Source organism: Sodalis ligni (assembly GCF_016865525.2).
GTDB classification, from domain to species: Bacteria; Pseudomonadota; Gammaproteobacteria; order Enterobacterales; family Enterobacteriaceae; genus Acerihabitans; species Acerihabitans ligni.
Window position 1 is genome coordinate 4,345,696 of the sequence record NZ_CP075169.1, and the last position, 15,847, is coordinate 4,361,542.

Consider the following 15,847-nt stretch of genomic DNA (forward strand, 5'->3'; position numbering starts at 1 on the left):
CATTAAAGCGTCAGCACGCGGTATTTTTCCCGCAGGCGGTGGCGCAGGCCGATGGCCGCCAGGTTCAGTCCGATGACAATAAGTATCAGCAACAGCGCCGTGGCAAACAGCAGCGGACGTGCGGCATCGCTGTCCGGGCTTTGAAACGCCATATCGTAGATCTGAAAGCCAAGATGCATAAATTTCCGTTCTGGATGTAGATAAGGAAAGACGCCGTCGATGGGCAGCATGGGGGCGGATTTTATCACGCCCACCAGCATCAGCGGAGCGGTTTCGCCCGCCGCCCTGGCCACCGCCAGAATCAGGCCGGTTATCATGGCGGGCGCCGCGCCGGGCAGCACCACGCGCCACAGGGTCTCCGCCCGGGTCGCTCCCAGGGCCAGCGATCCGTGGCGCAGTGAAGAGGGGATACGCTCCAGTCCCTCCTCGGTAGCGACGATAACCACCGGCAGCGTCAGCAATGCCAGGGTCAACGACGCCCACAGCAGGCCGGGGGTGCCGAAGGTGGGGTTGGGCAAGGCATCGGCATAAAACAGCTTATCCAGCGTCCCCCCCAGCACATACACAAAAAATCCCAGCCCGAAAACGCCGTATACGATGGACGGCACTCCCGCCAGATTACCCACCGAGATCCGTATCAGGCGGGTGAGCCAGTTTGAACGCGCATATTCATGCAGATAAATCGCCGCCATCACCCCCAGCGGCATCACCATCACCGACATCAGCATCACCAGCAACAGCGTGCCCACCATGGCCGGGAAAGCGCCGGCGCGGGCGTCGGCGTCTTCTCCCGAGCCACCGACAAACCGGCCCACCTGTCCGCTCCACAGCCGCACTTTTTCCAGGGTCGTCATATGGTTGGGATACCAGGCGCGTTCTATCTCCCGCAGCGGTATCATCCGCACGGCGCCCTCCACGTCCCGCAGCACCAGCTGATCCCGATCCAGCTCTTTCTCCACCGTCGCCAGTTGCCGGTCCACCTGGTCCATCCGGCGCGCAAGTTCAGTCTGCGCAGCGCCGAAGTCCGCCTGATTGCGGGCCGTCCATTGCCCGGCCTTTATCCATTGCCGCCGCTGGCTATCCAGGCGTTCCGCCCGCTGATCCAGTCCTGACCGTTCGACGCCGCGCAGTTCCCGTGCCAGCCGGCGCTGGGTCTCCATCAGCGCCAATCGTTGCCGCAGCGCGCGGGGCATATCGACGGCGGTCAGCGGCTGCCCGTCTTCCAGCATCCCTTGTAAATAACCATATTCCTTACTGTAAAAGCTCCGCTGCACCACCAGTACATCGGCAGGGCGTTGCCGTGCGCTCACCCGGTCAGCCGCCACGGTATAAAAGTCACGATCCGCATCCGTGCCGCCGATACGAATCACATATTTCCTCCCGTCCTCCGTCCGCGCCGCGCCGCTGCCGGCCGAAGCCCCTTGTCCCCTGACGGCGACTATTTCCCCCAGCAATCGGCCCGGTTGCCCGGCCATGGCGCTCAGCTGGAACTGGTAAACCGGCTGAGGCCAGAACAGCCGCATTGCCTGCCAGCTCAACAGCAGAACCAACGACAGCATGGCCAACAAACTGATACTGACCGAACCGGCGGTAAGCCAAATCCAGGGACGGCCGGAACGAAACCAGGCGTTCATCCGCTCTCTCCGTCCTGTTGCCGATAACGCTCGCGCAAACGCATTCGCAGCGCCTCCGCCAGGGTGTTAATCAGAAAAGTGAATACAAACAGCACCAGCGCGGTAAGCAGCAATATGCGGTAGTGGTCGCCGTTTTGCGCCGCTTCCGGGATTTCAATGGCGATATTGGCCGCCAGCGCCCGCAGCCCTTGAAACAGGCTGCCGTCAACCCGCGGCATATTGCCGCTGGCCATCAGCACAATCATGGTTTCGCCAATGGCGCGGCCCAGCCCCAGGATCAGCGCCGAAAACAGGCCGGCGCCGGCGGTGGGCAGGGTGACGCCCAACAAGGTCTGCCAGGGAGTGGCGCCCAGGGCCAGCGAGCCTTGAACCAGCCTCACCGGAACGTTGAACAAGGCATCCTCCGCCAGCGAGAACATCAACGGGATCAGGGCAAATCCCATGGCAATGCCCACCACCAGCGCATTCATCGGGTTGTAATGCTCACCCAGCCGCTCCGACAGGGGAACGCCGAACAGCACCCGGTCAATCCACGGCGATAAACGGCACATCAGGACGACGGTGAATGCCGCCAGGGGCAGCAATACCAGGCAATCCCAGCCAGGGGCAAACCGGTTGCGCCAACCGGCCGGCAGCCGGCTTATACCCCAGCCGGCGGCCAATATCACCGCCGGCAGCACCAGCGGCAGCAGCAAAACGCCGCTCAGCATCCGGGTAACATGGGGCGCCAGCCATACACCGGCAATCAGCCCGATAATCACGCTGGGCACCGCCCCCATGATTTCCATGGCGGGCTTGACCCAGCGCCTCAATACCGGCGCCATAAACCAGGCGGTATACATCGCCGCGGCCAGAGCCAGCGGGGTAGCGAACAGCATGGCGTAACCGGCGGCCTTCAGGGTGCCGGCCAGCAGCGGCACCAGGCTGAATTTACCGCTGTCACGGCCGTCTGCGGAGGTGGACTGCCAGGTCCAGGCCGGCGCGGGATAATGTCCGTACCAGACCTTTTGCGTCAGCGTGCGCCAGCTGACTTCAGGAGACCCCAGACTAAGGCGCCAGCTGTGCCATCCGTGGCCGTCCACCGCCACGATGCCGGCCTCCCGCGGCGCGAACGCGGCCTGTGCCCCGGCAAGAAGCCTGGCGGACCAGCGCCGGCTGCTTTCACGGGCGCTGAACAGCGAAAAGTCACCGTTGGGGGCCAGTACGCCAAACAGCGGCCGCTGCGGCGAAACCATGATTTGCGCGCCGGGCCGGATCGGGCCGGTAAAGCGCCGGATGGCGGTGAGGTAGTTCCCGCCGGGCGCCGGCACGTCGGACCATAACGTCAATTTCTCTTCACTGTCCCGCACCAGCAGCGAACCGTCTGCGGGCAAGGGCGTTATCTCCACCGGCCCGCCGGCCGCCAGCGCCACCTGCTCCCGCAGACGCGGCGTACCGTCATCCCCCCATTGATAAAGGCTCAGACGCGTGCCGGACACCACATAGAGCTGGCGTCCGTCGGCGGACAGGGATAATCCATCGACGGCGGCGTTAAGGGGCGGCGGCAGCCGGCGTATCATATACCGGGCGCCGATGCGGGCTAAGACAATTTCGCCGGAGGCCGATTGCGCCGCAATGGTCGCCGTATCGTCATCCGTTTGCGCCAGCGTCAAATGGCGCAGCGGCAGTCCGTCATCGCTGAGGGCGCGCAACCCCTCGCCGAAGGGGAAAGTCCATTGCGCCGTTTCGGCCGGATGAGGGCTGAACACCGGCCGCGTTACCCTGATATTGCCGCGGCGGTCGGCCATGATATACAGCGGCTGTCCGCCCGTGGCGGCCGCCAGGGAGGAAAAATCCGCCATCAGGGGCACCGCCGACGGCGTTTCTCCGTCCCGCAGCGGGATAAACCGCCCCAGGCCGCCTTTATCGATGCCATATCCCCAGGAAAGAGATTCATCGGCGCCCCATGCCAGTGGCGCCGATGACGCAGGCAACGCTACGCCGGACGCCGGTTCGATGGCCGGGGAGCGGAACAGGGGCAATACTGCATATAACAGATAGAAAAACATCAGCAGCAGCGCCAGCAGCACCAGTAAACCGCCGGCGCTGACAATACAAGGGTCAGACGGTCGTTTATGCGGCGATGGCGCGCTGTTTGCAGTGTGGAAAGCCGTTTTTCTGTCATATTATCCTGTTATATAGGAACAATCTCACCGATTAGGCGGATGAAGGAAGCCTATGTTGCCTGTAAGATATTATGATGACAATCTCTAGACAATTGTTGTTATGGACTTTACCCCTTAGGAGTCGATAATGATGACAACACAGGACCTTCCTTCCTGAACAAATTAACGGAGCGGCAATGGGTCAGGAAAAGCTATATAGCGAAAAAGAATTGAGTTGGTTATCTTTCAACGAGCGGGTACTGCAAGAAGCCGCAGACAAAACCAATCCCCTTATTGAACGCATGCGTTTTCTGGGCATTTACTCCAATAATCTTGATGAATTCTATAAAGTCCGGTTCGCCGAATTAAAGCGGCGGATTCTGATCAGCGAAGAACAGGGTTCGCAACTGGCGTCCCGTCATCTGCTTAATAAAATTCAGTCTAAAGTGCTCAATACCGAGCAGGAATTTGACAATCTTTATAATGATCTGCTGTTGGAAATGGCCCGCAACCAGATCTTTTGATTAACGAGCGCCAGCTTTCGCCGAACCAGCAGGAGTGGCTGCGTTCCCATTTCAAGCATCAGCTCCGCCAGCACATTACGCCCATATTAATCCAGCACGACACCAATCTGGTGGAATTCCTGAAGGATGATTACACCTACCTGGCGGTGGAAATCATCCGCGGACAGAAAACCAGCTATGCCCTGCTGGAAATACCGGCGGACAAGGTGCCCCGTTTTATCAATCTGCCTGCGGAACCGCCGCGCCGTCGCAAGCCGATGATCCTTTTGGACAATATACTGCGCTATTGCCTGGACGATATTTTCACCGGCTTTTTCGATTATGACACGCTCAACGCCTACTCGATGAAAATGACCCGCGACGCCGAGTATGATCTGGTGACGGAAATGGAATCCAGCCTGCTGGAGCTTATGTCCTCCAGTTTGAAACAGCGGCTGACCGCCGAGCCGGTGCGTTTTGTCTATCAGCGGGATATGCCCAACGACATGGTGGAAATGCTAAAAGACAAGCTCGGCATTTCCTCCTATGACTCGGTCATCCCCGGCGGGCGCTATCATAATTTCAAGGATTTCATTACCTTCCCCAATGTCGGCAAAGCCAACCTGGTGAATAAGCCCCTGCCCCGCCTGCGCCATAACTGGTTCGAGCATTTTCGCAACGGCTTTGACGCCATCCGCGAGCGCGATATCCTGCTGTATTATCCTTACCATACCTTTGAGCACGTGCTGGAATTGCTGCGCCAGTCTTCGTTTGACCCCAGCGTCATCTCCATCAAAATCAACATATACCGAGTCGCCAAGGATTCACGCATTATCGATGCGATGATCCACGCCGCCCACAACGGCAAGAAGGTGACGGTGGTGGTGGAACTGCAGGCGCGCTTCGACGAGGAGGCCAATATCCACTGGGCCAAGCGCCTCACCGAAGCGGGGGTGCACGTTATCTTCTCCGCGCCGGGGCTCAAGATCCATGCCAAGCTGTTTTTAATCAGCCGCCATGAAGGCGACGATATCGTGCGTTATGCCCATATCGGCACCGGGAATTTCAAAGAAAAACCCGCCCGGCTGTATACCGATTACTCCTTGATTACCGCCGATCCACGCATTACCAACGAAGTCCGCCGGGTATTCAACTTTATTGAAAATCCCTATCGCCCGGTGAGCTTCGATTATTTGCTGGTCTCGCCGCAGAATTCGCGACATATGCTGTACCAGATGGTGGATCAGGAAATCGCCAATGCCCAGGCCGGCATTCCATCAGGCATTATGCTAAAAATCAATAACCTGGTTGATCAGGGACTGATCGACCGCCTCTATGCCGCTTCCGGCGTCGGCGTACCTATCAATATCATGGTGCGCAGCATGTGTTCGTTAATTCCCGATTTACCCGGCATCAGTGAGAATATCCGCGTCATCAGCGTCGTTGACCGGTATCTGGAGCACGATAGGGTTTATGTCTTTGAAAACGGCGGCGATAAAAAGGTTTACCTCTCCTCGGCGGACTGGATGACCCGCAATATCGATTATCGGATTGAGGTGGCGGTGGGTTTGTTGGATCCCAGGCTGAAAAAACAGGTGCTGGATATCCTGGCATTGCTGTTCAGCGACACGGTGAAAGCACGATATATTGATGCCGAACTCAGTAACCGCTATGTCCCCCGCGGTAATCGGCGTAAGGTACGTGCGCAGACTGCCATCTATGATTATATTAAACGATTGGAACAATCCGGAGATCAGGCCTGACGTATGCCACTAAACAATTCAACCTCGTCCAAACCCGAAGAATTCGCGGCCATCGATCTGGGTTCGAACAGTTTCCATATGGTAGTCGCCCGGGTGGTAAACGGGGCGCTGCAGATTCTCAGCCGATTGAAACAGCGCGTGCATCTGGCGGACGGCCTCGATGCCGGCAATCGTCTGAACGAGGAAGCCATCGTTCGCGGTTTGAACTGTCTGGCGCTGTTCGCCGAGCGTTTGCAAGGTTTCCCGCCGCAGCGGGTTACCATGGTCGGCACCCACGCTCTGCGTGAAGCGGTTAACGCCGAGGAGTTTCTCAGCCGGGCGGCAAAAGTAATCCCCTACCCCATTGAAATCATTTCCGGCCATGAAGAAGCGCGGCTGATTTTCATGGGCGTGGAACACACCCAATCCGAGAAGGGCCGCAAGCTGGTCATCGACATCGGCGGCGGCTCCACTGAACTGGTGATTGGCGAAAATTTCGAACCGATACTGGTGGAAAGCCGCCGTATGGGTTGCGTCAGCTTCGGCAACCAGTTTTTTCCCGGCGGCGTCATCAGTCCGGTGCATTTCCGCCGCGCCCGGCTGGCGGCGGCGCAAAAACTGGAAACCCTGGCCTGGCAATACCGTCTGTTGGGGTGGCAGGTCGCCCTGGGCGCCTCGGGGACCATCAAGGCCGCCTGCGAGGTTTTGGCCGAGCTGGGGGAGAAGGACGGCGGCATCACCCCGGAACGCCTGCAGCTACTTTATGACAAAGTGATGAAATTCAAAAGTTTTAGCGCGCTTAATCTCCCCGGCCTGTCCGAAGAACGTAAAAGCGTTTTCGTGCCGGGGCTGGCTATCCTGTGCGGCGTGGTGGATACGCTGGCCATCAGCGAATTGCAGTTCTCCGATTGCGCCTTGCGCGAAGGCGTCCTGTATGAAATGGAAGGCAGGTTCCATCACCAGGATATCCGCAGCCGTACCGCGCGCAGCCTGGCTGAACATTATAATATCGACAGCGAACAGGCCAAACGGGTCAGCGATACCACCGATGAACTGTATCAGCAGTGGTACAACCAAAACGAAGATTTGCGCAACGAACAGTTGGAAGCCCTGCTGAAATGGGCGGCCCTGCTGCATGAAGTGGGTTTGGGCATAAACCACAGCGGGATGCAGCGTCATTCCGCGTATATCCTGCAGCAAACCAATATGCCGGGATTCAATCAGGAGCAGCAGCTATTGCTGGCCACCCTGGTGCGTTTTCACCGCAAGGCCATTAAGCTCGAGGAAATGCCCCGCCTGAATCTTTTCCGGAAAAAACATTTTTTGCCCTGTCTGCAGTTGCTCCGGCTGGCGGTTTTGCTCAATAATCAACGTCAGGCCACCACGCCCATGCAATTGCGGCTGACCACCGACCAGAATCATTGGACCTTGACGTTCCCGGCCGGCTTTTTTGCCCAGAACAACCTGGTGCAGCTGGATTTGGAACGTGAGCAGAGCTACTGGTCGGACGTTCCAGGCTGGCAACTGGACATTACAGAGGACACAGCACCCTGAGAGACAAAGACGGATTAATGAAGCTGGCTTATCCACGTAAACGGCGACGAACCTCGGTTCGGATGACCCGCTGGATTTTGCTTATCAGTTTTATTATATTATTCGGTCGCTTAATCTATGCCACCATCGGCGCTTGGCAGCATCAGCAGGATGGGACCGCGGAGCCGACGGAGCAAGTCGTTAATGACGATTCCCGGCCGGATAACTAAACCCTGGCATGAAATTTAACGTATGTGCCAGGGTTGTCGCGGCGAAAATTTCGTGTTTTGAGGCGCCCCTCCCCAAAGATAAAGGCGCCTTAAAATCAATTGATTATATCTTATCCGCTTGCATTGGTCCGCTGTAGGCAGGATTCAATATATCAAGTGGCAGAGAGTTCAGCTTGTTTTTTCAATTCTGCCCCGGTTAAAGCCCCCATTGCTTTAACAAGCGAATCATTTCCTCATTATTGTATCTTATAGCATTATCAAGCATAGTGTCTCCTCGGTTAGGACTTTCGAATATTTTGTTAACATCCACCAGCCCGCGCTCTAAGAAAGTCCTCAAAATCTCTGTATTTTCGGAAGGATAGCTAAGATCATATTCTATATCACGGAATTTGTTAGCTTTCATTTTTTAGATCTTCGGAAGAGAAATCCGTTTGTTTAAAAGTAAGTCGACAATGTCCTTTTGGATTTTTCAATTGCTGTGATCATAGCCTTACAGGCATCTTCCTTATTTTTAACCAGCTCACCCATTCTTTTAATATTTGACGCGATAACTGCATCTTTAAGGGGATATCCCTGAGCTTTTTCACTAAATTGAGGTGTAATTACCATCCGAGGCACATGAAATTCGGGTTCAAACACGAAATTAATCAGCCTGTCCAGTTCTTTATCCGTCATGTCCTTCTTCAGGCAGAATTCCTTAAAACCGCATCCTCGGAAGACCTGATGAAATTAATCAAGTGTAAACCTAATGCCAGCCTCATGTCTTTACTATTATACATCGGGACATCATGAACGCCTCTTTCACCATGAATAAGACGGAACGCTTCAAATTTGGCCTGCGGAAATTGTTGTACAAAATCTTGATGTTCATGTGTAGAAGGCGGAACCTGATGATTATGAAGGTGATCGGTTAATGTCATGTAACCATATGGAAAGCGCGCTTCCACCAGGTATGCATTCGCTCCAAAGTCACTATTTGAATGCAGTGTGTTTAGCGGGGCCTGAGACAGGTCTGCTGAAAATTCAACGCCGAGAAAAACAAAATCTTGGTTACTTAAGCATTCTTCATCTTCTGTTGTGGTGTTCTTCCCTGAGGATATACCTCGATTGAATAAGTAATCGTTGGAAAATATTTTAGCAATCCGCCTTCAGAAAGATTAGAGTTTGACTGATGTCTTAGAAGTATTTTTGCACTCAGCACTCTTTTTAGCAGCGCTTGTTCTTCGCTGCTTAAATCAGGCGTTTTGCTTTTATCTGTGCAAGATATTCCGCTGAGATCCTATCGAGATGCGTTAAAGAAGCAAAAGAAGATTGACCTGACACTTTTGGCAGCTCATTACCTATTTTCTTAAAATAGCTACCATTGGAAAACATGTTGTAATAGCTTCGAGCGGCTAGTACTCTTCGAAAGAATCGTTGAATTATTTTAGCGCTGTTTTCTTCACGTTCTATTTTATTGGGACAAATGGCCACATTGCCCATCATCTTTATATTACCAATTGCGTTTTCACTTTTTTATTCTCACATTGGGAAACAGATGGATGCGACTGCTGTAGCAAAAATTTTGCACAGCCAGTTGTCAATAGCGTGTCGGTTCTTTTCATAATGTCTTCTCTTGAAAATAAACACAATAATGCAGCGCCGGCTTAAGTTCTTTAAGAAATAGCTCTTTATGATTTAATGAGCTAAATAGGTGTGCCTATTAACGCTCCACTTTTGTTTGTCCATGTCCGTTGCCAGGAAATGGGGATGCTGCTTTCATAAACTGGGCCACATTTCTTAATAATTGCCACATGTATCGGCATTGATGATTGCGTGTCACCGTTTCATGAAGCGCCAGCCATAATAACTCTATCCGGTTTACCCAAGGTGAGTAAATAGGTTGATAAATAATGATAAATTTTGGATTTTCAGCCAGCCAATCCAGCGTTTTTGGCTCTTATGAATGACGTAATTATCAACGATTAGCGTGATAGTTTCGCGCTGCGGTAGGTACTTTTCAGGTGGCCCAGCATCTGGATAAATAAATCCGAGTTTTGCCTATGGCACTGACATAATCTACTCGCCCGGTTCCCGCGTGTAACGCCCCAGCCAGGTAATGTTTTCGTTTTACCCGGTGTCGGGATCCGCTTTTGGTGTCCTTTACATTGCCAGTCAGCGCCGATTTTGGATTAAGATCAATGTCCACTTCATCCTCATAAAGACCAGGTGGTCCGCGCAGTTCTTGGTCAACGCCTCTTCAATTGCAGCCATTTTTTCTTCTTTATGCGGATCCCTGATGTGCAGTGTCGGGGCAGACCTACGCCAGACCAGGCCGGCTTTCGGCAACCATTTACGCAGCGTTGCAGGATGGAGCGTAGAGTTGAATAGCTTATTGATTTCAATAGATAACAGTTCAGTACTCCAGCGTGAACGAAGATAACCAAAGTCTTGCGGGGAACGTTGAACCAGCAGGTTTAGCATGCGCATTATAGCTTCAACAGGCCAGCACTTTTGGCGTCCAGGCGGGAGACTTTTTAACCCCTCGACACCAAATAAAGTAAACCAGTTGATCCATCGACCTACCGATGAGCGCGCGGCACAAAGGCGACGGGCGACATCGGTAACTGAGTCGCCCTGATGCAGCATAAGCATGGCCATCAGCCGCCGGGCGTGATTTTTATCGCGCGTTTTATGTATCTCTTTTTGCATCTGGCGTCGTTCATTTCGGGGTATAAATGCTATGATCGGCATAACTCGTCCGGTTGGGTGAAAAGTTCTTTCTGGCGATTGATCAGATCGCTCAAACCGGATTGAGTTCCCTTCGGTGATCTACAATTTGGCACACCTATTTAGTTATGAAAATTGTATTTAAAATTTTTCCATACGAATGTGAATGTGCGGCCATGCGCCTTTCTTGGCGGGCGAGGCGGACCCAGCCTCCCGGTGTGATGACTTCCTGTTCGGAACCCATGGTTATGAAGCTCGGCATATTTACATTGCACGTTAGGCCAATAAATCCAAAATCATGACGGCGGCACTGGTATTATGTAAAACGGCAACCGGTCCGGCTTTATCATTTGGCGCGGGTTTGGCCGATGTTTGACGCCGAGTTTAGCCGTATCATTAGCCAATTTTGTCAACACCGTAACCTAAGGAATGTTGCCGTTATGCCCGTGGTGAAACATAATGCCTCGCAACCGGCGCAAGCAAGACATCAGGTCTTCTCGCTGTTACTGGACAACCGTCACCTGGTGGACAGCATCCTGGGCCGGCCCGGCGGCAAATCCACCGTTTCGCCGGCGAAACTTCTGGATCAAACCGCGCGGCTTGCCGATATACAACGACAACTGCGCGCGGCGGATGCGGCGGATATATTGGAAAGCCTGCCGCTGGACAAACGGTTGGCGTTCTGGCGTCTGATTGATAATGACAAACGCGGTAAAATCCTGGTGGAAATCTCGCCGGTCATCCGCCACCGCCTGATAGCCGACATGAACCCCGGCGATATTCTGAAAGCCGTCAGGCCGCTGGAGGTGGATGAGCAGGCCTGTCTGGCGCATTATTTGCCGCGGGACATCGTCAGCCGGATGCTCACCGCCCTGGAGCCCCGGCAACGGGCACAGGCGCGGGCGATGATGAATGCCGAGCGGGACAGCGTCGGCCGGTATATGGATGTCGAGCTGGCGACGGTTCGCCCCGATGTGACGCTGGCCGTGGTGCAACGCTATTTGCGCCGGCGCCGAACGCTGCCAAAGAACAGCGATAAACTGTTTGTGGTGGATCGGAAAAACCAGCTGGTGGGAGAACTGGCATTGACCGCGATTTTACTTAACCCGCCGGATAAACAGGTAGCCGAGGTCATGGAGGCCAACCCCGCCGCCTTCCTGCCGGATGATGCGGCCAGGGACGCGGCCGGCGCCTTCGAACGCTACGATCTCGTCACCGCCCCGGTGGTGGATATCAAGGGCAAGCTGGTAGGCCGGCTGGGTATCGAACACATGGTTGATGTGATTATTGCCGAAAACGACGAGACCCAGCGCCGTCTTGGCGGTATCAGCCCGGCTGCGGACATCTACGCCCCGATACGCAACACGCTGCGCGCCCGCTGGGGCTGGCTGGCGATAAATCTCGCCGCCGCGTTTATCACATCCCGCGTCATCGGCCTGTTTGAAGGCACGCTATCGGTCTTGGTGTCATTGGCCGCCCTGATGCCCATTGTGGCCGGTATCGGCGGCGCGGGGGGCAACCAGGCCATGACCATGATTGTGCGGGGACTGGCGCTCCGTCAATTGGCAAAGGGCAGCGCCGTTTTTCTGCTATTGCGCGAACTGGGCGCAGCCGTCATCAACGGCGTGTTATGGGGCGGCATCATGGGGTTGGCCACTTGGTTTTTATACCGTAATGCGGGGCTGGGAGGGGTAATAATGCTGGCTATGCTGTTTAACTTTATCCTGGCGGCGTTGATGGGGGTAATGATTCCCCTCGCCATGGCACGGCTGGGGCGCAATCCGGCGGCACGCTCCAGCGTCATGATTGCTGCGATAACCGATACCGGCGGTTATTTTATTTTTTTGGGACTGGCGACCGTTTTTTTAGCGCACCAAGCATAAGAGATAATCATCCTTTTCAGTAGTGAACTGCTATTCTAAATATAAGAATCCTCAGGATATAATTATGGGCGCCAGCAAAAAGCTCTCCATTAACCATAATAATTATTGGCCCATCATTACGGCAATCGCCCTGCTTGCTTTCATAATAACCCTGTGGTGTTTGTCCATGGGCAGCACGGACCTATCCGTTTCGCCATTGTGGTTTACCACGGCGATCCTGCTGGCGGCGCTATTCTCGCTGCCGTTGCGCCGCTGGGCAGCGCTGATACTCGCCAGCGCCCTGGCCCTGACGGCCGCAAATCTCCTGGCCGGCGCCGGCCCGGCCAGCGGCCTGCCGTTAACGGCGGCCACCCTGCTGGAAGCGGTATTCGGCGCCTGGCTGTTGAAATACGCACTGGATCCGCTGGACCCTTTAAACGGCATCGTCTCCTGGCTGAAGTTTTTCTTCATCGCCGTGGTATTGGTTCCCGCCATCGCCGCCGCAACCGCCGCGCTTTTTTTTCACGTTCCCCCGGCGCGCCTGGCGCCGTTTATTATGCATTGGCTTACCGCGGAAGGGGTGGGTATTCTCGCCCTGACTCCAGTGGGAATATTGTGCCGGCGGCCGGCCTTAATCCAGATGCTCAAGCAGAAAACCTGGATTGAAATGTTCATAACGGCGTTATTTACCCTTGCCGTGAGTTATCTGGCGATAAAATTACTGCCCTTCCCATTTACCTTCGCGGCCTTGCCGCTGTTCTTCGGCGCCATACGGTTGCCGCGTTTTGAAGCCTTCTGCCTGTTTCTTATCGTCACCCTGACGCTGTTTTTCGCCCTTATAACGGGTTTCCTGCATCTCAATATTCCACAAATTATCAATCCGGGATTATTACCGCAAATGCCCTTGTTGATAATATTGATTCCCGCCCACGCCATGGCCATGGTCATGTATGCCTTTCGGGTTGAACGCAGCAATATTTTGCAAAGCGAAACCCGCTTTCGCTATGCCATGGAATATTCCGCCATCGGCATGGCATTGGTATCCCTGGAGGGAACTTGGTTACAGGTAAATAAAGCCCTGTGCCGTTTTTTGAAATACAGCCCCCGGCAGTTGGAACAGCTCAGTTTTCAGGAGATTACCCACCCGGACGATTTGACCACCGATCTCGAGCAGCTCAATGACTTGATTAACGGGGTCATTGAGAGCTATACGCTGGAAAAACGCTATATCCGCAGCGACGGTGAAATTGTCTGGGCACTGCTGGCGGTTTCACTGGTGCGCGATCAGCATGAAGTACCGCTCTATTTTATCTCCCAGATTGAAGATATTACCGAAGTTAAACACAGCGAAATTGTCAACCGCCGCTTAATGGAGCGGATTACGCTGGCGAACGAGGCCGGCGGCGTGGGCATATGGGAATGGAATATTGTTTCCGATGATATGAACTGGGATAAGCGCATGGAGGAGATCTATTCCTTGCCGCCGGGCCAGAAAGCCACCTATGACTATTGGTTGGCCTGTATCATCGACGAAGACCGGGATATGGCGCTGCAGGTTTTCTATAAAGCGATGGACGAACGCAAACCCTTCTCCTTTGAATTTCGTATCCGCGGGCCTGATCAAGAATTGCGCCATATTCGCCTGTACGCCAATGTCCTGGCGGATGAAAACGATCGGGCCGTGCGTATGCTGGGCATCAGCCTTGATTTTACCAGTGAGGCCAGGCTCACCGACGCGCTGCATGAAGAAAAGGAACGGCTGCACATTACCCTGGACTCCATCGGCGACGCGGTCATTTCGATGGATAAACAGATGTGCATCAATTTCATGAATCCAGTGGCGGAAAAAATGACCGGCTGGCTGCAAAGGGAAGCCCACGGCAAACATATCGACAGTATCATACGGCTTACCCTGGGCCATGACGGACCGGCGCTGCCGACCTTATTGCAATCACAGATCGCGTCCAGGCAAAAGGGATCTTCCCTGCAACACTCCCTGGTGCTGCACAGCCGCGGCGGGCAGTTTTTCGATATCCAGCACAACTGCACGCCGCTGAAAAATATCAGCGGTTCCATATTGGGGGCGGTGCTGGTCATTAAGGATGTCAGCGAGTCCCGTCATTTGATGCAGCAACTGAGCTACAACGCGCTGCATGATGATTTAACCGGGCTGCCTAACCGCGCCAATTTCGCACAGCATCTGGACCAGGCGCTGCATACCGCCATTGCCCAAAAAAGGCGTCATGCGCTGGTATTCATCGATTTGGATCGTTTCAAGGAAATCAACGACCGGGCCGGACATGCGGCGGGGGATGCATTGCTACTGGAGCTGGGCCTGCTGATGCAGAAAAATATCCGGCAGTACGACTGCCTGGCCAGGCTCGGCGGGGACGAATTCGGCTTGATTCTGCCCGACTGTACCCAGGCGGATGCCAAAAAACAGGTCCAGCGCATCATAGATGCCATCAACAGCTATTCATTCCATTGGGAAGATAAATTATATTCTATCGGCGGCAGCGCGGGCATCACCGTGATAACGGAAGAGAATTTCCATACCAAGGAAGTGATGACCCAGGCCGATATCGCCTGTTATACCGCTAAACACAGCGGGCGCGGACAGGTCATCCTGTTCGAGCCGGAGCTCAAGCATCCCGGACTGGTCATGCAGACGCCGGCCATCAGCCGCGACCGGATTATGGCGATGATGAAAAACGGCGAGCTGGAAATTATGGCCGGTCCGGTGGCGCCGCCGGCGACGCCGCTCGCCGTCGGTTTTTACCAGCTCTCCGTCGCGGTGGGGCCGCAGGAGCATCGTTCATTGGCTCAGGATGTCTTTTATCAGTCGGCGCAGCAGCAGGATTTGCCGCTGCTGCTGGATCATTGGCTGGTGGATCAAATTATGGAGGTTTACGGCGCCGCCATCGCGCATAAAGGCATGGCCCTGGTCATTCCCCTCTCCCTGGCGGGTCTGAAGGACCAGGCACTGCTGGACAAACTGCTGTCCCGGTCGGGTTCAGGCACCAGCCCGGGGCCAAGCCCTTAATCATCAGCGTCAGCGGCGCGGCCTTCATGGAAAACTATCCGGCCATCCAAGCGCCATTGCAACGGCTGCGCCGTCAGGGTAATCAGCTTATGCTTGATCAATTCGGCGATAATTTCAGCGCCTTTAACAAATTACCCACCGGTACCATTGATTACATTAAACTGCCGAACCGGTTTGTCCACTCCCTGCACAATAGTCAAATGGACGAGATGATGGTGACCATCATCAATGGGCATATTCATCGCCTCAACGCCCGCTCCATTGCCGGGCCGGCCCATCTGCCGGCGGTACTGGAGAAGCTGTGCCTGCTGGGTATCGATATGGCGGAGGGGGACAGCATAAGCCGCGCCATACCCTTGACCGCCATGCTCGATAGCGGCTATGCCGCCATAGGCTGATGCCGCGCTCAAGTCGTCGCCATAATGTGCCGGGGACGCTCCCCCTAAT

General features: G+C 54.7%; 9 protein-coding genes and 3 pseudogenes. 6 read left to right on the forward strand and 6 right to left on the reverse strand.

Annotation, left to right across the window (positions count from 1 at the left end):
* Positions 1–2: 2 nt before the first annotated feature.
* Entirely contained in the window at positions 3–1,634 is a 1,632-nt protein-coding gene (pstA, locus tag GTU79_RS20330; RefSeq protein ID WP_203523656.1) for a phosphate ABC transporter permease PstA, read from the reverse strand.
* The gene (locus GTU79_RS20335) at positions 1,631–3,703 is read right to left on the reverse strand and encodes an ABC transporter permease subunit (protein WP_214513316.1); all 2,073 of its coding nucleotides are present in this window, start codon (positions 3,701–3,703) and stop codon (positions 1,631–1,633) included. Before GTU79_RS20335 ends, pstA begins: the two co-directional genes overlap by 4 nt.
* Positions 3,704–3,975: 272 nt before the next feature.
* Here GTU79_RS20335 and ppk1 point away from each other — a divergent pair.
* The 3 genes and pseudogenes from ppk1 to GTU79_RS20350 all read left to right on the forward strand — a co-directional run bounded on the left by ppk1 (position 3,976) and on the right by GTU79_RS20350 (position 7,786).
* Positions 3,976–6,044, forward strand: a pseudogene (gene ppk1, locus GTU79_RS20340) (polyphosphate kinase 1).
* A gap of 3 nt (positions 6,045–6,047) precedes the next feature.
* A complete protein-coding gene (gene ppx, locus GTU79_RS20345) occupies positions 6,048–7,577 on the forward strand; it encodes an exopolyphosphatase (protein ID WP_132926955.1) in 1,530 nt (509 codons plus the stop codon).
* Positions 7,578–7,594: 17 nt separating this feature from the next.
* A complete protein-coding gene (locus GTU79_RS20350) occupies positions 7,595–7,786 on the forward strand; it encodes a YfgG family protein (protein ID WP_203523659.1) in 192 nt (63 codons plus the stop codon).
* Between the two features lie 196 nt (positions 7,787–7,982).
* On the opposite strand, the gene GTU79_RS20355 is transcribed toward GTU79_RS20350, so the two are convergent.
* The 4 genes and pseudogenes from GTU79_RS20355 to GTU79_RS20375 form a co-directional block, all read right to left on the reverse strand.
* Positions 7,983–8,189 (reverse strand): ankyrin repeat domain-containing protein, encoded by a 207-nt coding sequence (locus GTU79_RS20355; protein WP_203523660.1) that lies wholly within the window; start codon positions 8,187–8,189, stop codon positions 7,983–7,985.
* Between the two features lie 32 nt (positions 8,190–8,221).
* Positions 8,222–8,928 (reverse strand): annotated as a pseudogene (locus GTU79_RS31545) (T3SS effector OspC family protein).
* A gap of 88 nt (positions 8,929–9,016) precedes the next feature.
* Positions 9,017–9,271: a hypothetical protein gene (locus tag GTU79_RS20370; protein WP_214513318.1), complete on the reverse strand. Its 255-nt coding sequence runs from the start codon at positions 9,269–9,271 to the stop codon at positions 9,017–9,019.
* Between the two features lie 217 nt (positions 9,272–9,488).
* A pseudogene (locus GTU79_RS20375) lies at positions 9,489–10,519 on the reverse strand (IS630 family transposase).
* Between the two features lie 416 nt (positions 10,520–10,935).
* Between GTU79_RS20375 and GTU79_RS20380 the strand changes: the two are divergent.
* The 3 genes from GTU79_RS20380 (at position 10,936) to GTU79_RS20390 (ending at position 15,798) form a co-directional block, all read left to right on the forward strand.
* A complete protein-coding gene (locus GTU79_RS20380) occupies positions 10,936–12,378 on the forward strand; it encodes a magnesium transporter (RefSeq protein ID WP_203523663.1) in 1,443 nt (480 codons plus the stop codon).
* A 64-nt stretch (positions 12,379–12,442) separates the two neighbouring features.
* Positions 12,443–15,400: a diguanylate cyclase gene (locus tag GTU79_RS20385; protein WP_214513319.1), complete on the forward strand. Its 2,958-nt coding sequence runs from the start codon at positions 12,443–12,445 to the stop codon at positions 15,398–15,400.
* Positions 15,401–15,426: 26 nt separating this feature from the next.
* Positions 15,427–15,798 (forward strand): EAL domain-containing protein, encoded by a 372-nt coding sequence (locus tag GTU79_RS20390; protein ID WP_253073383.1) that lies wholly within the window; start codon positions 15,427–15,429, stop codon positions 15,796–15,798.
* Positions 15,799–15,847 lie beyond the last annotated feature (49 nt).